Annotated in this window: 20 protein-coding genes; 14 read left to right on the forward strand and 6 right to left on the reverse strand. The window is 59.7% G+C overall.

From position 1 onward, the window contains the following. The coding region (locus VJ698_RS08040) for an NAD(P)/FAD-dependent oxidoreductase (RefSeq protein WP_414691140.1) at positions 1-345 on the reverse strand (345 nt) is incomplete at its 3' end. A 133-nt stretch (positions 346-478) separates the two neighbouring features. Then, entirely contained in the window at positions 479-802 is a 324-nt protein-coding gene (gene fdxA, locus VJ698_RS08045; RefSeq protein ID WP_324102221.1) for a ferredoxin FdxA, read from the reverse strand. A 473-nt stretch (positions 803-1,275) separates the two neighbouring features. Here fdxA and VJ698_RS08050 point away from each other — a divergent pair, with 473 nt between their 5' ends. From VJ698_RS08050 to VJ698_RS08060, 3 genes are all read left to right on the forward strand, one after another. Next, a complete protein-coding gene (locus VJ698_RS08050) occupies positions 1,276-1,938 on the forward strand; it encodes a lactate utilization protein C (RefSeq protein ID WP_324102222.1) in 663 nt (220 codons plus the stop codon). Positions 1,939-2,100: 162 nt separating this feature from the next. Beyond that, positions 2,101-3,498, forward strand: a complete 1,398-nt coding sequence (locus VJ698_RS08055) for a citrate transporter (RefSeq protein WP_324102223.1) — start codon at positions 2,101-2,103, stop codon at positions 3,496-3,498. Between the two features lie 93 nt (positions 3,499-3,591). Further along, the gene (locus tag VJ698_RS08060; RefSeq protein WP_324102224.1) at positions 3,592-3,876 is read left to right on the forward strand and encodes a polyhydroxyalkanoic acid system family protein; all 285 of its coding nucleotides are present in this window, start codon (positions 3,592-3,594) and stop codon (positions 3,874-3,876) included. A gap of 48 nt (positions 3,877-3,924) precedes the next feature. On the opposite strand, the gene VJ698_RS08065 is transcribed toward VJ698_RS08060, so the two are convergent. Continuing rightward, positions 3,925-4,179 carry an acyl-CoA-binding protein gene (locus VJ698_RS08065; RefSeq protein WP_324102225.1) on the reverse strand — a complete coding sequence of 85 codons (255 nt, stop codon included), beginning with the start codon at positions 4,177-4,179 and terminating at the stop codon, positions 3,925-3,927. A gap of 137 nt (positions 4,180-4,316) precedes the next feature. On the opposite strand from VJ698_RS08065, the gene VJ698_RS08070 reads away from it, so the two are divergent. After that, positions 4,317-5,771, forward strand: coding sequence for a wax ester/triacylglycerol synthase family O-acyltransferase (locus tag VJ698_RS08070; RefSeq protein ID WP_324102226.1), 1,455 nt, complete (start codon positions 4,317-4,319; stop codon positions 5,769-5,771). 3 nt (positions 5,772-5,774) lie between these two features. On the opposite strand, the gene VJ698_RS08075 is transcribed toward VJ698_RS08070, so the two are convergent. Both VJ698_RS08075 and VJ698_RS08080 read right to left on the reverse strand, forming a co-directional pair. After that, on the reverse strand, positions 5,775-5,996 hold the full coding sequence (locus VJ698_RS08075) for a hypothetical protein (RefSeq protein WP_324102227.1): 222 nt from the start codon (positions 5,994-5,996) through the stop codon (positions 5,775-5,777). Positions 5,997-6,150: 154 nt separating this feature from the next. Beyond that, a complete protein-coding gene (locus VJ698_RS08080) occupies positions 6,151-6,507 on the reverse strand; it encodes an FKBP-type peptidyl-prolyl cis-trans isomerase (RefSeq protein WP_324102228.1) in 357 nt (118 codons plus the stop codon). Between the two features lie 225 nt (positions 6,508-6,732). Between VJ698_RS08080 and VJ698_RS08085 the strand changes: the two genes are divergently transcribed. Together VJ698_RS08085 and VJ698_RS08090 are read left to right on the forward strand one after the other, a co-directional pair. Next, positions 6,733-7,572 (forward strand): EI24 domain-containing protein, encoded by an 840-nt coding sequence (locus tag VJ698_RS08085; RefSeq protein WP_324102229.1) that lies wholly within the window; start codon positions 6,733-6,735, stop codon positions 7,570-7,572. Positions 7,573-7,642: 70 nt separating this feature from the next. Beyond that, positions 7,643-8,440, forward strand: coding sequence for a competence/damage-inducible protein A (locus tag VJ698_RS08090; RefSeq protein ID WP_324102230.1), 798 nt, complete (start codon positions 7,643-7,645; stop codon positions 8,438-8,440). 139 nt (positions 8,441-8,579) lie between these two features. On the opposite strand, the gene phaP is transcribed toward VJ698_RS08090, so the two are convergent. Then, positions 8,580-9,146 (reverse strand): TIGR01841 family phasin, encoded by a 567-nt coding sequence (gene phaP / locus VJ698_RS08095; protein ID WP_324102231.1) that lies wholly within the window; start codon positions 9,144-9,146, stop codon positions 8,580-8,582. A gap of 269 nt (positions 9,147-9,415) precedes the next feature. Here phaP and VJ698_RS08100 point away from each other — a divergent pair, with 269 nt between their 5' ends. The 8 genes from VJ698_RS08100 (at position 9,416) to VJ698_RS08135 (ending at position 22,615) form a co-directional block, all read left to right on the forward strand. Continuing rightward, the gene (locus VJ698_RS08100) at positions 9,416-10,330 is read left to right on the forward strand and encodes a histone deacetylase (RefSeq protein WP_324102232.1); all 915 of its coding nucleotides are present in this window, start codon (positions 9,416-9,418) and stop codon (positions 10,328-10,330) included. Next, positions 10,327-11,235, forward strand: coding sequence for a DMT family transporter (locus tag VJ698_RS08105; protein ID WP_324102233.1), 909 nt, complete (start codon positions 10,327-10,329; stop codon positions 11,233-11,235). Before VJ698_RS08100 ends, VJ698_RS08105 begins: the two co-directional genes overlap by 4 nt. Positions 11,236-11,238: 3 nt before the next feature. Further along, positions 11,239-11,685, forward strand: a complete 447-nt coding sequence (locus VJ698_RS08110; RefSeq protein WP_324102234.1) for a thioesterase family protein — start codon at positions 11,239-11,241, stop codon at positions 11,683-11,685. Between the two features lie 257 nt (positions 11,686-11,942). Next, positions 11,943-13,058, forward strand: coding sequence for a D-alanyl-D-alanine endopeptidase (pbpG, locus tag VJ698_RS08115; RefSeq protein ID WP_324102235.1), 1,116 nt, complete (start codon positions 11,943-11,945; stop codon positions 13,056-13,058). A gap of 397 nt (positions 13,059-13,455) precedes the next feature. Next, entirely contained in the window at positions 13,456-14,766 is a 1,311-nt protein-coding gene (locus VJ698_RS08120; RefSeq protein ID WP_324102236.1) for a response regulator, read from the forward strand. A gap of 188 nt (positions 14,767-14,954) precedes the next feature. Next, positions 14,955-16,025 (forward strand): GGDEF domain-containing response regulator, encoded by a 1,071-nt coding sequence (locus VJ698_RS08125; RefSeq protein WP_324102237.1) that lies wholly within the window; start codon positions 14,955-14,957, stop codon positions 16,023-16,025. Positions 16,026-16,058: 33 nt separating this feature from the next. Further along, positions 16,059-21,776: a HAMP domain-containing protein gene (locus VJ698_RS08130; protein WP_324102238.1), complete on the forward strand. Its 5,718-nt coding sequence runs from the start codon at positions 16,059-16,061 to the stop codon at positions 21,774-21,776. Then, complete coding sequence (locus VJ698_RS08135) at positions 21,773-22,615, forward strand: CheR family methyltransferase (RefSeq protein ID WP_324102239.1); 843 nt, start codon at positions 21,773-21,775, stop codon at positions 22,613-22,615. Before VJ698_RS08130 ends, VJ698_RS08135 begins: the two co-directional genes overlap by 4 nt. Positions 22,616-22,670 lie beyond the last annotated feature (55 nt).

Genomic DNA, 22,670 nt, shown 5'->3' on the forward strand with positions numbered 1-22,670 from the left:
GCGCTTTTCGACCACGGTGACTTCCTGCCCGAGGTGGAAGGTGGCGCCGAAGGGCTCGATCTGCTTGAGCAGGTTGTCGGTCAGTTCCTGGCCGGTGCAGCTGGGCACGGCGGGGATGTCGTAGATGGGCTTGTCCGGATAAAGCTCGACACATTGTCCACCCACGCTGGTCAGCGAATCGATCACATGTGCCTTGATCTCCAGCAGTCCCAGTTCGAAGACCTGGAACAGACCCACCGGGCCGGCGCCAACGATCACGGCATCGGTTTCGATCGGCCCTTTACCGGCGGTGCTTGCGGTATCGGGGGCTTGGGTGGATGCATTGATGCCGTTGCTGGTTTCCATACGACTATTGAGTTCCTGTTTCATTTCAAGGTTTCCACAAAATGCCGACGCTCCTTTTCGACGGCGAACGGCCTGTGGGCTGTTGCCCTGTTCTTATTGCGATTCTGTCTGCGACACGCCGGGCGCAGTCAAACTACTTGTCCAGATACGGCAGCTTGTCTTTGGTGTCCTTCCAGTCGTCGGCATCCGGCAGAGGATCCTTCGTCTTGGTAATGGATGGCCATTTGCGCGAAAGGTCGGCGTTGATCTTGATGAATTGCTGCTGGTCCGCCGGCACATCTTCTTCCGCAAAGATCGCGTTGACCGGGCACTCGGCAACGCACACGGCGCAGTCGATGCATTCGTCCGGATCGATCGTGAGAAAGTTTGGGCCTTCGCGGAAGCAGTCTACCGGGCACACATCCACGCAGTCGGTGTACTTGCAACGGATGCAGGATTCGGTCACAACGTGGGTCATAACAGTCCTATCTGAAAATTTTTTGAAACTGATCTGTTTTGAAGCCGGGGTGAAGGATGGGGCGCTGCAAGAATCAAAGGATCGTACAAAGGATGACATCACCGCGCCCTGTACACGCAACCCGCTGCAAAGCCTTGTATTTTAAGACAAGCGGGGGTTTCTAACAAACCGAACTTAGACAGAATACGCATAAGCAAATGTGACGGATCCGGGATGCTACCAAGGCTGAAAGGGTTATTCGCCGCGTGTGCAGGCGATGTGCTTCGCGTGTTTCTTGCCCCAATGGCAATTGCGCTCCGTTCCCTGTATCAAAAACAGGTGTTTGTCCTACGCAAAAAATGGAGGTGCATGAATGGCCGGGCACTTCAGTTGAATTATTTGCGGCCGCCGTTTGAAATTAAATCAAGCGCGACACAATCATGGTCTTCGCGCGATTCGGGTAGACTTTGGGGCTTGTCATCAAGGGGATATGCATGGACACGTCAGCAGCACGCAAAGCCATTTTCAGCCGTATTCGGCAGGCGCAGAACCGGCCGGTCGAGCCGACGCAAGCCGAGCGTGATGCCGTCCGCGAGTACGTCAGTGCACATTCGCAGGGGCCTCGGCCGGCGCTTGGCGACGACCTGGTCGAACATTTCAGGCAGCAGGCGCTGCGCATGTCCGATACCGTCGACGAAGTGGCATCCCTGGACGAGGTGCCCCAGTCGGTGGCGCGCTACCTGGACAGTATTGGCGTTGCGCGACAGGCCATCGCGTGGAAAACGCTGGACAGCCTTGCGTGGAGTGGAGCGGGCATGCAGATGGAATTCCGCGCACCGCGCAATGAAGATCTGGTCGGCATTACCGGTGCCTTCTGCGCGGTGGCCGAAACCGGCAGCCTGATGGTGCTGTCCGGGCCGGATACCTATTCGTCCGCAAGCCTGCTGCCAGAAACACATATCGCGATCCTGCCGGCCTCACGCATTGTCGGCGCCATGGAAGATGCGTTCGCGCTGGCGCGCAAGGAGCACGGCGATCTGCCGCGCGCGGTCAATTTCATTTCCGGGCCATCCCGCACCGGCGACATCGAGCAGACCATCGTGCTCGGCGCACACGGGCCTTACCGCGTCCACGTCATCGTCGTTCGCAACGCCTGACGGCGTCGCCCGCATCGCCGGCACACCTGTCAGCCCCCGTGCCGCACCGTGGTCAGATGCGGCGCCGGCGGCCAATACGCGTTATTGCTGATTGCGTGGCAGGATGGTGCCGCTAGAATAGCTATTTCCGTGTATAAACATCCAAATATCAGGAGACGGGTTTTGCGACACTTCACTGCCTTGTCGGTTTTTTTCGCCTTGCTGCTGGCCCAGCTTGCCTTTCCTTCCGTTGCATTCGCGGCGGGAGGATTCTCCGGTCCCGTCGTTGCCAGCATTCCCGTCGAATTCATCCTGTTCGCCGCCGTCCTGTTCTTCATCGCCTTTGTGCACGTCAATACGATGGTTACCGCAGTGACGGGTGCAATCATCATTTCGGCTTACAAGATCCTTTTCTCGCCGTTCAGCGAGGGCACCGGCATCAGCGGTCTGGCGGCGCATTTCGGGCATGAATGGGTCATCCTCGGCAATCTGCTGGCCTTGCTTCTTGGCTTTGCGCTGCTCGCCAAGCATTTCGAACGCAGCGAAATCCCCGCCGTGCTGCCGAACTACATGCCGGACGACTGGAAAGGCGGCTTTGTGCTGCTGGTCCTGGTCTTCGTCATTTCCTCTTTCCTCGACAACATCGCCGCAGCCATGATTGGCGGCGCGGTCGCGCACAGCGTTTTTCGCGGCAAGGTGCACATCGGCTACCTGGCTGCGATCGTTGCCGCGTCAAACGCCGGCGGATCGGGCAGCGTGGTTGGCGATACGACTACCACGATGATGTGGATTGCCGGCGTCGCACCGAGCGAGGTGTTCGAAGCCTATATTGCTGCGACCGTGGCGCTGCTCATCACGGCCATTCCCGCCTCGCTGCAGCAGCATGCGTATTCACCGATCACCAAGGATGCATCGCAAGGCGTGCGCGTCGACTGGACACGCGTGGCAATCGTCGCCTTCATTCTGATCGCGGCGATCTGCGCCAACCTGCTGCTGAACCTGAAATTCAATGACCTGGCCGATGCCTTCCCGTTCCTCGGCCTGGCAGTCTGGGTTGCGATCCTGGTGTCCGCGCCGCTGCGCCGTCCGGACTGGAACGAACTGCCCGGCGCGCTGCGCGGTTCGATCTTCCTCCTGTCGCTGGTCTGGTGCGCATCGATGATGCCGGTCGAGAAGCTGCCTGAAGCATCCTGGGTGAGTGCATTGTCGCTGGGCTTCGTGTCAGCGGTGTTCGATAACATTCCGCTGACCGCGCTGGCGCTGAAGCAAGGTGGTTTCGACTGGGGCTTCCTCGCGTACGCGGTGGGCTTCGGCGGATCAATGATCTGGTTCGGCTCGTCCGCAGGCGTGGCACTGTCCAACATGTATCCGGAAGCGAAATCGGTGACGCGCTGGCTGAAGCATGGATGGCACGTCGCGCTTGCTTACGTGGTCGGCTTCTTTGTCCTGCTCACCGTGTGGCACTGGCAGCCCGGCTCGCAATTGCGTGGTGCGGTCCAGCAGGCGCATGAGGCAAAGACGGCCGCAGTTCAGGGGGAGAGTACTGCTCCACAAGCAGGCATGATTTCCTCCACGCAGTAGTAAACGGAATCTGCAGCCAGCGTGGCGGCTGCCGCGTTGACTGCTTGTGCGCCTCCGAATATTCTTGACGAAAGTAAAGCCAGAGGATCGGGCATGGCCGATATCAGCATCACGCATGCGCACAAGTTGACGCACAAGAAGGCAAAGGCCGCCGCGCAGAAGGTGGCCGAGCAGATTGCCAGGGAATATGACATGGCCTCCGAATGGGAGGGCGATGTCCTGCTGTTCAGTCGCAGCGGTGTGTCAGGATCGCTGACCGTCTCTGAAGAGGAAGCGATCCTCGAAATCAGGCTGGGATTCCTGCTGAAGGCTTTTGCGCCGACGATCGAAGAAAAGATTGCGGCGAAGATGGAGAAGGTTTTCAGCGGCAAGGCATGAAACCCATGGATGCAGGTGCATTCCTGCATCCGGCACTGTTCCGCGGTCTCAGCCCTTCAGTTCGGCGATCAGGTCGATATACTGCTGCATCGCATCTTCTTTCGACGTTCCCTTCAGTCCGTCCCACGCATCGTACTTCGCGCGTCCGACCATGTCGGTGAATCCCGGGCGTTTGCCTTCCACATCACCGCTACTCGCCTGCTTGAACAGTGCATAAATTTTCAGCAGGGTCATATTGTCCGGCCGCTCGGGCAGGTTCTTGGAATCGGCGACCGCTTGTTCGAACAGGGCCTGCAGGCTCATCGCATTCTTCTCCTTCTAGATGTAATCAAATCAGTGTGATAGTGTCGCAACTGTTGCGATTTTTAAAACTGACGGAACCGAAACAAAATAACATAGAAAATTTCGTCACAAAAGAAAAGCTCTAGAAGGGATGCTCGATGTTGTCTGAAGCCGTGCCGGTACTGCGCCGGGAAAAGATGTCTACTGTCGATACCGCGTGGCTGCGGATGGATTCGGACAGCAACCTGATGATGATCGTTGCCGTCCTCATGTTCGACGAACCGATGGACACACGCCGCTTCCGCGATATCGTGCAGACACGCTTGCTGTCATATCCCCGCTTCCGCAGCAAGGTGTCGCGCGACATGACCGGCGGGGCATGGTGGGAAGAGCAGGAGGTCGACCTTGATTATCACATCCAGCATGATCGCCTGAGGTCCGAAGGGAAAAGCAACAAGGTCTTGCTGGAGCAGATGGTCAGCGGATTGTCCGCAACCCCGCTCAGCTTCGCGCGCCCCTTGTGGCAGATGCACCTGATCGACAATTGCGTCGGCGAGGATGGCAAGACCCGGCAGGCAATCGTCGTCCGCAGTCATCACTGTATTGCCGATGGCATTGCGCTGGTCGGCGTCCTCTTGTCGATGTTCGACAGTGTGCCGGATCGTGCAGACCGCGCAACGCCGGCAAGCGCGAACGCACTGGATGATGAAGACAATCCGTGGTTGAGCCTGATGCAGCCGGTGACCAGAAGCATGATCAGCGCGATCAACCTGTCGACCAGCCTGTGGAGCAAGTACATGTGGATGGTGGCCGATGCAAACAAGCTGATGGGCCGTCTTTCCGATATGGGGAACAAGGCAAGCCGGCTGACACTGGATGCGATCAAGCTGATGGCGATGGCGGACGATTCACGCACCCGGCTCAAGGGGAAGCCGGTGGGCACCAAGCACGTTGCCTGGAGCGAGCCCTTGCCGCTGCATGAAATCAAGGTCGTCGGCAAAGCGCTCGGCGGGTCAATCAACGATGTCCTCATGGCCAGCGTGGCCGGCGCGATCGGTGCCTACCTGCGCGCAAAGGGCGACAATGTGCCGGGCACGACGGACCTGCGCGCGATGGTGCCCGTGAACTTGCGCAAGGCCGGCGATGAGCACAAGCTTGGCAATGCATTCGGATTGGTGCCGCTGGTGTTGCCGGTCGGGATCGAGGATCCAATCGCGCGTTTGAGCGAAGTGCGGCGTCGCATGGCTGAACTGAAAGGCGGTTACCAGGCGCTGGTGGCGATGGCGGTGCTCGGCGTGCTGGGCGCGACGCCGAAGCAGATGCAGAACGAAATCCAGAACTATTTCGCGAAGAAGGCCACGGCCGTCATGAGCAATGTGCCGGGGCCGCAGACCCCACTCTACATGGCCGGCAGCCAGCTTGACCAGATCATGTTCTGGGTGCCGCAGTCGGGCGACATCGGTATGGGCGTATCAATCCTGAGCTACAACGGCTGCGTGCAGTTCGGGCTTGTCACTGATGACGCCATTGCTCGCGATCCGCACGAGATCATCCGACGGTTTGCACCGGAATTCGAAAAACTGGTGCTGCTGGCCCTGATGTCGGAGTGGTGACGCTCATTCACTGCCACCGCCGACCACTGCGCTACCGACGCTGACTGCTCCCTTCGCGACTGCAGTCGTCGCGCCCACCGCCATGGAGCCGGCGGTCACGCCGACGCTGACAGCAGTGGTCGCAACCGACGCCGCGGTGGTGGCAACCGATACGACTGTACAGCCGGACGCCAGGGACAGGAGCGCCGCACAGGCGCTGACGGCAAGAATTTTTTTTGAACGCATGAAACCCGAATCCGGTGAACGACTGCGAGCGGCAATCGCTGGTTGGTGAAAGCTGTTGTCGCTGTGGCTATCGAGCTCGCCAGGCAAACCGGATGAATTCTGCCTTCATCCAACCACCGGCTTCAGGACGCTGAATGCTCCGTGGAAAGAGTCGTCAGACGCCCAAAAGTTCCACTTCGAAAATCAATGTTGCATTTGGCGGAATGACGCCGCCTGCACCGCGCGCACCGTAGCCGAGCGAAGACGGAATGATCAGCTTGCGCACGCCACCGACCTTCATGCCTTGCACGCCTTCGTCCCAGCCTTTTATCACATGTCCTGCGCCAAGCGGGAATTCGAACGGATCGTTGCGGTCCTTGCTCGAATCGAACTTACGGCCTGCGCTGCCGTCGGGGTTTTGCAGCCAGCCGGTGTAATGCACGGTGACGTGCTGGCCTGCCTTGGCTTCATCGCCGGAGCCGACCTGGATGTCTTCATACTGCAGGCCGGAGGCGGTCATGATGGTGGACATGGTTTTCCTTTATTGTTTCGTTGCAGAGGACAGGAATTTTAGCAGGTAGGGCGGGGCGCAACCTGCAGCATCGCAAGCGCTTGACGGTACGGCGCGCCGCGTGGATCATCCAGACCGGCCGGCGTGCGCATTGCGAAGAGGTGTTGCGCAAGCCGGTCCATGTTCTTGAAGTTGCGAATCTGATGTGCGACGCGCACCTCGACTCGCGTGGAGAAAGGCTTTCTGATGCGACCTGTGTTGATTGCCTTCGGGCGCGCGGTATTGTCGCAACTGCATTTCCGCATGCTGTTGCTGACGGTGCTGCCTTTTGTGTTGTCGCTTGTCATTTGGGGAATCTTGCTGTGGCTCGGGTTGCAGCCGATGATCGACTGGCTGCATGCCTACTTTTCGGAAAGCGGTGGTTTCGCCGTCGCCGGAAATGTGCTGGGGTGGCTCGGCCTCGGTGCGCTCAAGACAGTGCTGGTGCCGCTGCTCGCCATGTGGGTGCTGCTGCCGCTGATGATCCTTACTGCGCTGGTGTTTGTCGGCGTCATGGCGATGCCGATCATCATCCGCCATGTCGGCGGCAGGCACTACCCTGAACTCGAGCCACGCAAGGGAGGCAGCCTGCTGGGCAGCCTCTGGATCGCGGCTTCGTCGTTCATCGTATTCGCCGTGCTGTGGCTTGTGACGCTGCCGCTATCCATGTTTCCGCCCTTGACCTTCGTGGTGCAGCCTGCGCTCTGGGGTTGGCTGACCTATCGCGTCATGGCCTACGACGCGCTCGCAGAACACGCGAGCGCCGAAGAGTGCAAGACCATCCTGCGCATTCATCGTTGGCCCTTGTTCGTGATCGGTGCCATTACCGGCGCCATGGGCGCTGCGCCTACCTTGCTGTGGCTTGGTGGCGCACTGTCAGTCATTTTCTTTCCGCTGCTGGCGGCCGGCGCGATCTGGCTTTATGTGCTGGTCTTCGTGTTCACGGGGCTGTGGTTCGAATACTACTGTCTTGAAGCACTGGCGAAATATCGCGCCCTGATGGCGGTGCGGGTCGATGTGAATCCGCCGCTGAAGGACATCAACTGAAGTGACGCAGTGCTGCGGAAGGATTCCGGCGCCTGAGGCATAATGCCCTTTTGACAAACACATTCATACCATGGCGATCGGTCTCATCATCATCGGCGACGAAATCCTGTCCGGAAAGCGTACGGACAAACATTTCCCCAAAGTGGTCGAACTGCTGAATGCGCGCGGCCTGCAACTGTCGTGGGCAGAGTATGTGGGCGATGACCGCGCGCGCATCACCGATGTGCTCAAGCGCAGCTTCGCGGGCGACGATATCGTGTTTTCCTGCGGCGGCATCGGCGCAACGCCCGATGACCATACGCGGCAATGCGCTGCCGCTGCATTGGGTGTTCCCCTTGTGCTGCATCCGGAAGCGAAGGCGAAGATCCAGGAACGGATTACAGACATGGCACGCGAGGCGGGCAAGGAGCCCGACTTCAGCAAGCCCGAGATGATGCATCGCCTGAAGATGGGTGAATTCCCCGAGGGCGCGGAGATCATTCCCAATCCGTTCAACAAGATCCCCGGATTTTCGGTCCGGCATGGCAAGGGCGCGCATTATTTCGTACCCGGATTTCCCGAAATGGCATGGCCAATGATCGCGTGGGCACTGGATACGCATTACGCGCATCTGTTTCAAAGCGTGCCGACGCTGGAGAAGGCAGTGCTGGTCTATGAGATTGCCGAATCAACGCTGACGCCGTTGATGGAAGCGATCGAGGCGGAATTCCCGCTGGTGAAGGTGTTCAGCCTCCCGAGTGTGGGCAATGCAAACACGCGCCGGCATATTGAGCTCGGGGTCAAGGGCGATCCGGTGCAGGTCAATGCCGCCTTCGACAGGATGCTGGGCGGACTGGACCAGTTCAAGGCGGATTACGAGAAGATTTGACTGCGGCTGGACGCTGAATAAAAAAATGCCCCGAACGTCGGGGCATGGGAAACGGTACCGATAGGAGGAGGTACTTGAGGTACCGAGGAGATCACTGACGATAATGCAGATGTCCGGGCAGGCGCCCGGACACCGTGAATCACTTCTTGCTGGCGCGGGAAGCGGCCTTCGGCGCTGCTTGCGTGAACTGGCCGACGGCGTTGTTGAGATTCGCTTCCAGTGCATCCGCTGCCTGCTTGGCGGTCTTGCTCAATTGTTCATAGCCGGCATTGGCGTTGCCGATGGCCGACTTCATGAGGGCAACAGCACTCTCGGTGCCCGCAGGCGCATTCTTGGTCACTTCGTCGACCAGTTCCAGCATCTTGCGGCTGGACTCGGCGATCTGTGCTTCGGCAGCCTTGTTGAACTCGGCTTGCACGCCGGAGGCAATCGATGCCAGGTGACGGCCGTAGGACAAGGCCTTTTCCGCATTCGGTTGTGCTTGCGCAGCAGCCAGTGCCATCCATTCCTGCGCATCCTTGACGGTCAGAAATTGCTTCGCTGCAGCACTGGACTCTTCCAGGGAAGCCTTGGCAACGTTGAGGTTTAGATCCACCATTTTTTCGACTCCCTCGAAAGTCTTGCTGGTCAACGTCGCAAGCAAGGCCAGCTGGGATTCGAAGTTGGCTTTGGACGCTGCGGAAAATTGCTCGGGAATCGTGAACATGTGGATCTCCTTCGATGAAAAAGTATTGGTCGGACGGTCCTGCGATCTGCCAGCGCCACATTGGTTTTGTGCGACGCAACAATTATTATTTTAAGGACAAATCGCGTCATGTCAACAAATATTGTTGCGGAGCACAAAAAAGAGCTCATCCAGATCAAGAAGTTGAACTGGTGCAATGTTTTCTTGGCGTTTATGCAATGGCGCCGCGGCCGGTCATGACTTTGTCTGCATGCTAAACTCGCTCCTTCATTTTTCGTCAGCACCAATTCGTGCAAGCCTTCTACAGCGATCATTTCGTCTTGCCGCTTCCCGAGGGCCATCGCTTCCCAATGCAGAAATACCGCATGGTGCGCGAGGCCGTACTTGCGACCATGCCGCAGGTTTCCTTTGACGAGGCGCCATTCACCAGTGACGGTGTGCTGGCGCTCGCACACCATCCTTCCTACATCGACCGGGTGTCGCGCGGAGCGCTTTCGCCTGCCGAGCAGAAGGCGATCGGCTTCCCTTGGTCGCCGCAAATGGTGGAGCGCTCGCGACGTTCGGCCGGCGCCACCATTGCGGCCTGCCGCGCGGCACTGGAATGGGATGTGGCGGCCAATCTCGCAGGCGGCACGCATCACGCTTACGCCGATCGTGGCGAGGGGTTTTGCGTCTTCAATGACGCGGCAATCGCCGCGAGACTGATGCAGGCCGAACGGCGCGTACGCCATGTCGCGATTGTCGACCTGGATGTCCACCAGGGAAACGGCACGGCATCCATCCTTGCCCAGGACGAGTCGGTATTCACGCTGTCGCTGCATGCCGCAAATAATTACCCGTTCAGGAAGGAATGCAGCGACCTGGACGTAGCGCTTCCCGATGGTCTTGGAGATGCAGGTTACCTCGATGTCCTGAGCACGGCGCTGGCCGGCATGTTCGCGCGCTTCAGGCCGGATCTGATCATTTATCTGGCAGGCGCCGATCCGCATGAGGGAGATCGGCTCGGCAAGCTCAAGCTCACACTGGGCGGGCTCGCCGCGCGTGACCGGATTGTGCTTGAGGAGGCACGCCAGCGCGGCATCCCGATGGCGCTCGCCATGGCCGGCGGCTACGGCAGGAACATCCAGGACACCGTCGACGTGCATGTGCAGACGATTTCCATTGCTTCAGAATACTCATCACATCATCCTGCCGCCAGTTCATGAGCACCGTACCATCCACTGCCCCTGTCGAAAGCGCTTCTACTGCCATCTGGGCTGCGGTCGCGCCGTTCATTTTCGTGCTGATATGGAGCACAGGCTTCATCGTCGCGAAGTTCGGGTTGCCCTATGCACCGCCGCTCACCTTTCTATTGCTGCGCTTTGCCGGTGTGCTCGTCGTGCTCTTGCCCATCGTGCTGGTGATGCGCGCGCCATGGCCGCACGGGCGAATCATGCGTATCGCGACCGCCGGGGTGTTGCTGCAGGCCGGCTACCTGGCCGGCGTGTGGTGCGCCATCAAGATCGGCATGCCGGCCGGACTTTCTGCACTGATTGTGGGCCTGCAGCCCGTCCTCACTGCGATGGCGGCGCCGCTTCTCGGCGAGTCGGTGCATAGGCGCCAGTGGCTTGGCCTGGCATTCGGCCTGTGTGGTGTGGGGCTGGTGGTGGCCAACAAGATTTCCCTGGTCGGGCTGTCGTGGCAGAGCATCGCGCTGTGCGTGTTTGCCTTGCTGTCGATCACCAGCGGCACGCTGTACCAGAAGCGCTACTGCGCGAGTTTCGACCTGCGCACCGGCACCATCATCCAGTTTGCCGCGTCGATCGTTGTGGTGCTGCCGTTTGCCGTCGCGTTCGAGCACCTGACGCCGGCATTCGACACGGTGCAATGGACGCCGCGCTTCATCGGTGCGCTGCTGTGGGCAGTGCTGGCGCTGTCGATCGGCGCGATCTTCCTGCTGTTTGCCCTGATTCGCAAGCGGGCCGCGACACAAGTAACAAGTTTGTTGTACCTGACCCCGCCCACGACGGCTGTCATGGCGTGGGCGATGTTTGGCGAGGCGCTCAGCGTGGCCGGCATGGCCGGCATGGCGCTGGCTGTGATGGGTGTGGCCCTGGTAGTGAAAAGGTGATTGATGCGACCGCAAGCAAAAAACCGAAGCGATTTCAAATATTTCCATCCGATCAGCACGCGCTGGATGGACAACGACGCGTATGGCCATGTCAATAACGTCGTGTATTACAGCTGGTTCGACACCGTGGTGAACCAGTTCCTGATTGCCAACCGCGTGCTCGACATTGAGCGCAGTCCAGTGATCGGACTGGTGATCGAAACGCAATGCAACTACTTCGCCTCGGTCACCTTCCCGGAACGCGTGACCGCGGGGCTGCGCGTCACGAAGCTCGGAAAATCGAGCGTGCGCTACGAAGTCGGCATATTTCGCGAAGACGAAGACACTGCATCGGCGCAGGGGCATTTCGTGCATGTGTACGTTGATCGCGAGTCGCGCAGACCAGGCACGATTCCGGACGCCATGCGCGCCTTGCTGCAGACGATCGAAGTGGAACAGCATCCCGCCTGATCCGATTGCGCGAGGCGAGTCACGCCGGCGCTGTCATGCTCTCCGAATGCGCTTGGATGTGCCTGAAATTATCAAAACGACATGGAATCTGCCCTCGCGGGTCTTGAGTGTCGGAAAGCACATTTGCGAACTCGCAATTTTCGATAAGAAAGTTGTTTAATTTTCTGCGCTAACTCTCTCATTTGCTTGCTGAATTTCACTGTTTTGCTACACTGCAAGATATAATGCGTTTAGCAAGTATTGGGGGAGGAGTGCAGATGTTCAAGTCCGCGCTGGGGGTAGCTGTTTCTTTATTGGCATTCATTATTGCTGCTCCGGCGGCCGAGGCGAGCACCCACTCCACCAAGTCCACCCAGAAGAAACATTCCGTCAAAAAATCGCCCGCCAGGCACAAGGCCAGCCCTTCGCACACGGCGCGCCATCATGTCGCCGCTACTGCGACACCGCATCATGCGAAGCACAAGAGCGGATATCAGCACGCTTCCTATTCTCCGTCTCATGTAGCGCCCGCAGCACCCACAACGCCCGACGTCCATACCGTGCCGCCCGTCATGACAGCTGGCGACCTTGCCGGACTGAACCTGACGCATGATCCGCTCGCATTGAAGTCCAATGCCGCTGTCGTTGTCGACCAGACCACATCGCAGGTCCTGTTTGAAAAGAATTCCGGTGTCGCACTGCCGATCGCTTCGTTAACGAAGCTCATGATGGCCACGATTGTTGTGGAAGCCCGCCAGAACATGGACGAAGTGCTCGAAGTGACGTCGGATGATATCGATCGCGAACGGCACAGCGCCTCGCGGCTGAGCGTTGGTGCCAGGATGACGCGGGCAAACATGCTGCATATCGCCCTCATGAGTTCGGAAAATCGCGCCGCGTCCGCGCTCGGACGCAATTATCCCGGCGGCTTGCCGGCGTTCGTCGCCGCCATGAATGCCAAGGCGAAGGCGCTCGGCATGAATGACACGCGTTATGTCGATTCAACCGGCCTGTCGAGCCAGAATGTTGCCAGCGCGCGTGACCTTGCGAGGCTGGTCGCTGCCGCCTATCAGCATCCGGTCATCCGCGAATACTCGACCGATACGCACTACACCGTCAATACTGGTATTCGCGGACGCCAGTTGCAATACCAGAACTCGAACCGGCTCGTCATGAGTCCGACATGGGAGATCGGCCTGCAAAAGACCGGCTACATCACGGAAGCAGGACGCTGCCTGCTCATGCAAACGAGAGTCAACGGACGTCCGGTCGTGATGGTATTCCTCGACTCGAAGGGCAAGGATTCGCGCCTTGCAGATGCAGGCCGTGTGCGACGCTGGCTGGAAGTCTCGAAGCCGCAGGCATTGAGACCGAGCGTGGCACACCAGGGCTGAACCACGGTAATCCGCCACACCTCGATTTGCGATTTCTGCCGGGCACTCGACGGCGATTGCTGCGTTGCCCATCCTCGCGATAGCAACACTATCGCTGCGGCCTTGCTCCAGACGCCTGCGTCCTCCCTGCGGGCGTTGTAAATCCAGGTACTGAGTAGCTTGTCAGCGCCGTATTCTGTTTTCTATGCTAAATTGGGGTTTGGACTGATCCACGGCATGTTTGCAAGATGGAATGCCAGTGCGAGATCCAGCCAGCAGCCGTCACGGCACAGGCACTGGAGCGGATGGTGCTTGTGCCTTAACTTTCATGGAATGGTGGCCAGGGGCTCGTCATGCAGCAGTTTTTCGCATTCAGACGGGCTCTTAAGATTGCCTTTTCGATGAGTTTTTCTCATTCATGTTTACGCCACGTGTCCTGCTTGTCAACGACGACCCCGCCAATCTGCTGGCGCTGAAAAGCCTTTTGTCCCCGCGGGATGACTACGAGGTGATCACCGCGCGGTCCGGCGAGGAAGCGTTGCGCTGGGTGCTGACCTATGATTTCGCGGTGATCCTGCTCGACGTCAACATGCCGGGCATGGATGGTTTCGAGACGGCGGAAGCAATCCATTCCCACCCGCGTTCCGCATCGGTGCCGATCATTCTCGTCACCGCGCATTATGCCGACGAAATGCATCGGCTCAAGGGCTACCAGCGGGGTGCGGTCGATTACCTCTTTACGCCCATCATTCCCCAGATCCTGCAGACCAAGGTTGCGGTATTTGTCGATCTGGCAAAGAAGAACCTGCAACTGAAACGGCAGACGCTGGAGCTGGAACGCCTGAACGCCACGCTGCAGGAACAGCGTAAGCAGGACCTGCAACACATCAACGAACGCAAGCAGGCCGAAGAAGCCCTGCGCCAGTCGCAGGAAGAGTTGCGGCAGCTTGCCAGCTACCAGGAGCGCATCAAGGAAGACGAGCGCAAGAGGATCGCGCGCGAAATCCATGACGAACTCGGGCAAAACCTGCTCGCCTTGCGCATCGACATCGCCATGCTGCATGCCCGCACCGGCACCACGCATCCGAAGCTCAACCAGAAGGTGCATGCCGTGCTCGATCACATCGACGCGACCATGAAGGCGATGCGCGCCATCATCAACAATCTGCGGCCGACTGTGCTCGACCTCGGCCTGAACGCTGCCATGGAGTGGCAGGTCAAGGAATTCCAGCGGCGTACCGGTATCGCCTGCGAACTCCTCATGCCGGACAAGGAACTGTCGGTGGACGACAACAGGGCGACGGCGGTGTTCCGGATCCTGCAGGAATCACTGAACAACGTCTTCCGACATGCCCGCGCGACCAAGGCGACCATCGAACTCCAGACGCAGGGCGAACGCCTGCTCATGACGGTTTCCGACAATGGCGTGGGCATCTTCCCGGGCTGCCGCCGGAAGGCCAATTCCTTCGGCCTGGTCGGCATCAAGGAGCGCGTCAGCGCCCTGGGCGGAGAATTCAAGCTTGATACTGCCCAGGACAAGGGCACATCCATTGCCATTTCCATTCCTCTTGACGACGATGCGGTCGACGCTGCCGACAATCCGCCAGCGCAAGAGAGACGAGCTTCCGACGGCAGGAAACCGATTGCCGCCGCACCGGCCAAGCGTGCGGAGACCTCGCGGCGCCGCAAGGACAAGGAACTGTCGGGAAAGCTGAACGAGCTGACCTGATCTGCCAGGTTTGATATTTCTCAATAGTGGTTCACATCCCTTCCGGAAGGCAGGGAGTAGCGGTTGCTAACCTTCACCGTTTAAGCACACAATAAATTTCGCAGTTTCCTTCAGGGAACTTCCGATACCTTTCTTTTTGCCCGGCTGCGGAGATGTCCTCGCCGCGCCTGTTCTCACCTGTACAACACGTGCTTACGCCAAGAGTCCTTGTCGTCAATGACGATCCTGCCACCCTGCTTGCGCTCCAGACGCTTCTGGCGGATGCCGCGGAGCGGGACGGCTACGAGATTGTCTGCGCGCATTCCGGCGAGGACGCGCTTCGCGAAGTGCTGCAGCGTGAATTTGCCGTTATCCTGCTGGACGTGAAGATGCCGGGCATTGACGGTTTTGAAACAGCCGAAGCGATACATTCGCACCCGCGTTCGGCAGCCGTGCCGATCATTTTCACCACCGTTTATTCAGGTGACGATTTCAACCGGCTCAAGGCCTATCAGAGCGGCGCGGCGGATTACCTGTTGATGCCGGTCATTCCGCAGGTGTTGCAGACCAAGGTGTCGGTTTTCGTGGAAATGGCGAAGAACAGGCTGGAACTGCAGGCCAAGACGCAGGCGCTGGAAGTGCTTAACCGCGATCTGCGCGTGCAGCAGATGCGCGAACTCAAGCGCATCAACGCGGCACTGGAAGCGGAGATCGTCGAGCGCCGTCGCGCCGAGCAGCGGGCACAGGATCTGGCGACGCGCGATCCGCTGACCCGGCTGCCAAACCGCCGTTCGCTGATCGAGCGCCTGGAGCATGCCATCGCGCATGCGTCACGACACAATGAATGCCTCGCCTTGCTGTTTCTTGACCTCGACAAGTTTAAGGCGATCAACGATACGCTGGGACACGAAGCGGGCGACGAACTGCTGATCCAGGTGGCAACGCGGATTGCGTCCTGCCTGCGGGAGGAAGACATGGTGGCGCGCCTCGGAGGCGACGAATTCGTAGTACTGCTGGAAAACCTGCCGGATGCAACACATGCGGCCGTGGTGGCACACAAGATCGTGCACGCAGTCGCGGCGATTGAACGGATAGGCGAGCACGCAATCAGCACGTCGACCAGTATTGGCATCAGCCTGTTTCCCGGCGATGGCGCGGATATGCAAACGCTAATGAAGCACGCCGACCTGGCGATGTATCGCGCCAAGAAACAGCAGCGCGGAAGCATCCGGTTTTTCCGCAGGGCGATGAACCCCGCCGTCGTGCCGGGACAGGATTAAGAAATCACAAAATCAGAAAATGGAGACACATACATGGACCTCAGAATGACCTTGCCCGATGAACTGGACGCCAAGCTCTTGCTCGGCGTGTTGACCGCATTGAAGAAGGGCGATTTTTCTACGCGGCTGCCGTCGGACTGGACTGGTGTCGCCGGCAAGATCGCCGATACGCTCAACGACATCATGGAAACCAATGAGCAACTGGCCGAGGAAATCACCGAGGTCAGCAGGGTTGTGGGACGCGAGGGGCGGTTGACCCAGCGTGCCGCGGTGCCGAGCGTGGCGGGTGGATGGTCGACTATCGTCAGATCGGTCAATACTTTGATCGACGACCTGGTGCGGCCGACCACGGAAATGGCGCGCGTCATCGGCGCGGTCGCGAAGGGCGACCTGTCGCAGACCATGACGCTGGACGTGGACGGACGTCCGCTGAAAGGGCAGTTTCTGCGTGCGGCAGCCACCGCGAACACCATGGTGGACCAGCTCTCGTCATTTGCTTCCGAAGTGACGCGCGTGGCACGCGAGGTGGGCACCGAAGGCAAGCTGGGCGGACAGGCGAACGTGCCGGGCGTGGCAGGCACGTGGAAGGACCTGACCGACTCGGTGAACTCGATGGCGGGCAACCTCACTTCACAGGTGCGGAACATCGCGGACGTGACGACCGCGGTGGCCAACGGCGACCTGTCGAAGAAGATCACGGTGGACGTGCGCGGCGAGATTCTGCAATTGAAAGACACCATTAATACCATGGTGGACCAGCTGCGTTCGTTCGCATCGGAAGTGACGCGCGTGGCGCGCGAGGTGGGCACCGAGGGCAAGCTGGGTGGGCAGGCCTACGTGCCCGGTGTGGGCGGCACCTGGAAGGACCTGACCGACAATGTGAACTTCATGGCGTCGAACCTCACGGGCCAGGTGCGCAACATCGCCGAAGTGACGACCGCAGTGGCGAACGGCGACCTGTCGAAGAAGATCACGGTGGACGTCAAAGGCGAAATTCTTGAACTGAAGGACACCATCAACGTGATGGTGGATCAGCTTTCCTCGTTCGCGTCGGAAGTTACCCGCGTGGCACGCGAGGTGGGCACCGAAGGCAAGCTGGGCGGACAGGCGAACGTGCCGGGCGTGGCAGGCACGTGGAAGGACCTGACCGACTCGGTGAATTCGATGGCCGGCAACCTGACTTCACAGGTCCGCAACATCGCAGACGTGACGACCGCGGTGGCCAACGGTGACCTGTCGAAGAAGATCACGGCCGACGCGAAGGGCGAAATCCTCGAACTGAAGAACACCATCAACGTGATGGTGGACCAGTTGAATTCATTTGCCTCGGAAGTGACGCGCGTGGCGCGCGAGGTGGGCACCGAAGGCAAGCTGGGCGGGCAAGCGAACGTGCCGGGCGTTGCAGGTACGTGGAAGGACCTGACGGACTCGGTGAACTCGATGGCCGGCAACCTGACGTCACAGGTGCGCAACATCGCGGACGTGACGACGGCGGTGGCCAACGGCGACCTGTCAAAGAAGATCACGGTGGACGTACGAGGTGAAATTTTCGAACTGAAGAACACCATTAATGTGATGGTGGACCAGTTGAACTCATTCGCGTCCGAAGTGACGCGCGTGGCCCGCGAAGTGGGCACCGAGGGCAAGCTGGGTGGACAGGCGCAGGTGAAGGGTGTGGGCGGCACGTGGAAGGACCTGACCGACAACGTGAACTTCATGGCATCCAATCTCACCGGCCAGGTGCGCAACATCGCCGAAGTGACCACGGCCGTGGCGCGCGGCGACCTGTCGAAGAAGATCACGGTGGACGTGAAGGGTGAAATCCTCGAATTGAAGAACACCATCAACGTGATGGTGGACCAGCTCTCTTCGTTTGCGTCGGAAGTCACGCGCGTGGCGCGCGAGGTGGGCACCGAAGGCAAGCTGGGCGGACAGGCGAACGTGCCGGGCGTGGCAGGCACGTGGAAGGACCTGACGGACTCGGTGAACTCGATGGCTGGCAACCTGACTTCACAGGTGCGCAACATCGCAGACGTGACGACCGCGGTGGCCAACGGCGACCTGTCGAAGAAGATCACGGTGGACGTGCGCGGCGAGATCCTGCAATTGAAGGACACCATCAACACCATGGTGGACCAGCTGCGATCGTTCGCGTCGGAGGTGACGCGCGTGGCGCGCGAGGTGGGTACCGAAGGCCGTCTCGGTGGTCAGGCGAACGTGCCGGGCGCGTCGGGCACATGGAAAGACCTGACCGATAGTGTGAACTTCATGGCATCGAACCTTACGGGTCAGGTGCGCAATATCGCCGAAGTGACCACGGCGGTGGCGCGCGGCGACCTGTCGAAGAAGATCACGGTGGACGTGAAGGGTGAAATCCTCGAACTGAAGAACACCATCAACGTGATGGTGGATCAGCTTTCCTCGTTTGCTTCCGAAGTGACGCGTGTGGCGCGCGAAGTGGGCACCGAGGGCAAGCTGGGCGGACAGGCGCAGGTGGAAGGTGCGGCGGGAACCTGGAAGGACCTGACAGACAACGTGAACTTCATGGCAGCGAACCTGACCGCGCAGGTGCGCGGCATCGCTGGTGTGGTGACCGCCGTCGCGAATGGTGACCTGAAGAAGAAACTGACTGTGGCGGCGCGCGGCGAGATCGCAGCGCTGGCGAACACGATCAATGAAATGACCGACACGCTGGCGGTGTTTGCCGACCAGGCGACAACCGTGGCGCGCGAAGTGGGCGTGGAAGGCAAGCTCGGCGGCCAGGCATCGGTGCCGGGGGCGGCAGGAACGTGGAAGGACCTGACGGAAAACCTGAACCGCATGGCGGCGACGCTGACCACGCAGGTGCGGGCGATTGCAGAAGTGGCAACGGCCGTGACACGCGGCGACCTGTCGCGTTCGATCCAGGTGGAGGCGCGCGGCGAAGTGGCGGACCTCAAGGACAACATCAACGAGATGATCCGCAACCTGAAGGAAACCACGCAGAAGAACGCGCAGCAGGACTGGCTGAAGACCAACCTCGCGCGCTTCACCCGCCTGCTGCAGGGCCAGCGCGACCTGAGCGCAGTGACAACGCTGATCCTGTCCGAGCTGGCACCGCTGGTCTCTGCGCATCACGGCGTGTTCTACATGATGGATTCGCAGCAGCAGGATGCGCGCCTGCGCATGATTGCGAGCTATGGCTATCGCTCCAGCCGCAAGCTGCCGACCTCCTTCCGTCCGGGTGAAGGACTGGTCGGGCAATGCGTGCTCGAGAAGCAGCGCATCTGGTTGACCAACGTGCCGCGCGACTACATCCAGGTGTCATCCGGGCTTGGCGCTGCGCCGCCGAACAATATCGTGGTGCTGCCGATCCTGTTCGAGCAGCAGGTGAAGGCCGTGATCGAGATCGCATCGCTCGACCGCTTCACCGAAACGCATTTGTCCTTCCTCGACCAGCTGATGGAGACCATCGGCGTCGTGCTGAACACGATCGAGGCCAACAGCCGCACGGAAAGCCTGCTGATGCAATCGCAGTCGCTGGCGCAGGAACTGCAGCAGACCAACCTGGAGCTGGCGGAAAAGGCGCGCCTGCTGTCCGAACAGAATATTGAAGTGGAGCGCAAGAACCGGGAAGTGGAACAGGCCAAGCTGGCGCTGGAAGAAAAGGCCACGCAGCTTGCCTTGTCATCGAAGTACAAGTCGGAGTTCCTGGCGAACATGTCGCATGAACTGCGTACGCCGCTCAACAGCCTCCTGATTCTCGCGCAGCAGCTTTCCGACAACCCGGAAGGCAACCTGACGGAGCGGCAGGTGGAATTCGCCAAGACTATCTACGGCTCCGGCAGCGACCTGCTGACACTCATCAACGACATCCTCGACCTGTCGAAGATCGAGTCCGGCACGGTCACGCTGGAGGTGAGCGAATACCGTTTCCGCGCCCTCAGCAATTACGTCGAACGCACCTTCCGTCACATGGCCGAAGCCAAGCAGCTGAATTTCTCGGTCGACCTGGGCGACAACCTGCCTGCATCCATGATGACCGATACCACACGGCTGCAGCAGATCCTGAAGAACCTGTTATCGAATGCGTTCAAGTTTACCAGCCATGGTGAAGTGGCCTTGCGCATCGGCATGGCAAGGGAAGGGTGGTCGCCGGATCATCCGCATCTCAATAACGCCGATGCGGTACTCGCCTTTTCGGTCAAAGACACCGGTGCCGGTATTGCGAGCGACAAGCTGCAACTGATTTTCGAGGCGTTCCAGCAGGCCGACGGCAGCACGGCGCGCAAATACGGCGGAACGGGGCTCGGCCTTTCGATCAGCCGCGAACTTGCACGCTTGCTTGGCGGCGAGATCCGGGTAGAAAGTGCCGTTGGCACCGGGAGTACCTTTACGTTGTACCTGCCGTACAACCATACGGGCTTTATCGGCTACGACCACTCGGCATCCCGCTCCCCCGCCGCAAAAGCGCGCTTGCTGCCTGCCCGGGTGGCGGATACGGAAGCTGATGAAATCGAGGTGGCGCAACTGGTCATGGATCCGCCGCGCTTGCCCTACCAGGGGACGGCGGACGACCGAGGGCTCATCTCGCCGGGTGACCCGTCCGTGCTGATTGTCGAGGACGATGTGCCCTTCGCGGATATTCTGCTCGACCACGCACGGGAAAAGAATTTCAAGGGCATTGTCACGCACCACGGCGATTCGGCGCTGACGCTGGCGCGCGATTACCTGCCGGCGGCCATCCTGCTCGACATTGACTTGCCGGACATCGATGGATTCACTGTCCTCGAGCGCCTCAAGCGCGATCCGTCGACGCGCCATATCCCGGTCCATGTGCTGACCAATCTGAAGGAGCGTGAGCGCGTGTTGCGGCAGGGGGCCATTTCGTATCTTCACAAACCCGTCAGCCGCGACCGCCTGCAGGAAGAGTTCGCGCGCATCCAGCAGTTCCTCATGCGCGGCAAACCAAGCCTGCTGGTGGTGGAAGATGACGCCATGCAGCGTCAGGCCATCATTGACCTGGTCGGTAGCAACGATGTGCATATCCATGCCGTCGGAACCGGGGCGGAGGCGCTCGCGGGATTGCGGTCGACGCACTTCGACTGCATGGTGCTGGATCTCACGCTGCCGGATATCAACGGCTTCGACCTGCTCGATACCATCGGCGATGATGCTGCATTGCGCGACTTGCCGGTCGTCGTTTATACCGCGAAGGACCTGACGCGCAAGGAGGTGACGCGCCTCAAGCGTATTGCGAAGACCATCGTGATCAAGGATGCGCGTTCGCCCGAGCGTCTGCTCGATGAAACAGCTTTGTTCCTCCATCGTTCGCCGACAACACTTCCGGAATTGCAGCGGCGCATGCTGGAAGACGTCCATGAAGCGGATGGCGGCCTGGCCGGCCACAAGGTCCTGATCGTCGACGATGACCTGCGCAACATCTTCGCGCTGAGTTCCGTACTGGAGCGCCACCAGATGAAGGTGCAGTTTGCCGAGAACGGCAAGGATGGCATCGAGGTGCTGGAGAAGGATCCGGAAATCGAGATCGTGCTGATGGACATCATGATGCCGGAGATGGATGGCTATGACACGATGCGCGCGATCCGCGCCATCCCGAAGTTCAAGTTGCTGCCGATCATTACGCTGACCGCGAAGGCGATGAAGGGCGACCGCGACAAGTGCCTTGCGGCGGGCGCTTCCGACTACATTACGAAGCCGGTAGATGTGGCGCAGCTGCTGTCGCTGATGCGAGTGTGGCTGCATCAATGAGCATGTCCGCGGTGAACGGCGAGCAGCCGGTGGAAGACCTGGAAACGGATCTCCTGCTGGAAGGTGTGTTCCGTCGCTTCGGCCACGACTTTCGCGGCTATCGGCGCCCGGTCCTTCAGCACAAGCTGCAGGCCGCGATGCAGCAGCTTGGCGTGAAAACGGTCTCGGGCCTGCAGGAGCGGGTGATGCATGAAACGCGTGCGGCGGAGAGCTTGCTGCGCGAACTGAGCGCGCATCCTGCGGGATTGCTCGAAGACGCGGGCTATCTGCGCATCTTGCGCGAGGCGGTCGTGCCGCTGCTGCGCTCGTGTCCGTCACCGAGGATCTGGATTGCGGAATGTCTGCATGCCGAGGATGCCTGCGTGCTGTCGGCCATGCTGGACGAGGAGCAGCTTCTCGACAGAACGCAGATATTCGCAACGGTGGAGAACGAATCGCTCCTGCATGAAGCGAGCGGAGGACGGCTTGCATTCGAGCATCTCGCACGCTACGCGGAGAACTATCGCGAGAGCGGGGGCAAGATAGATTTGCGCGAGTACTGCAGCAAGGAAAATGGGTACGCCGTGTTCAGCGACCGGTTGCGCGCCAATATCACCTGGGAGCAATACAGCCTGGCGACCAATGCCTCATTCAATGAGTTCCAGCTGATCATCTGCCGCCATGCGCTGGGGGAATTCGGAACGGTGCTGCGTAACCGTGCGCTGCGGCTCTTTTACGACAGCATGCCGCTGTACGGTATTCTCAGCCTGGATCCAGACGCCAGTCTGGAGGCGACGCCCTTCATTTCGCGCTACAAGGCGATTGCGCCGGAGCAGGGCTTGTACCGGCGCATTGCGTGACGATCAAGTAACGATCAAATAACGATCAATCAACGACCAATCTTGATCAATCTTG

Origin of the sequence: Noviherbaspirillum sp., assembly GCF_035254685.1 — a bacterium.
Lineage (GTDB): Bacteria > Pseudomonadota > Gammaproteobacteria > Burkholderiales > Burkholderiaceae_D > Noviherbaspirillum.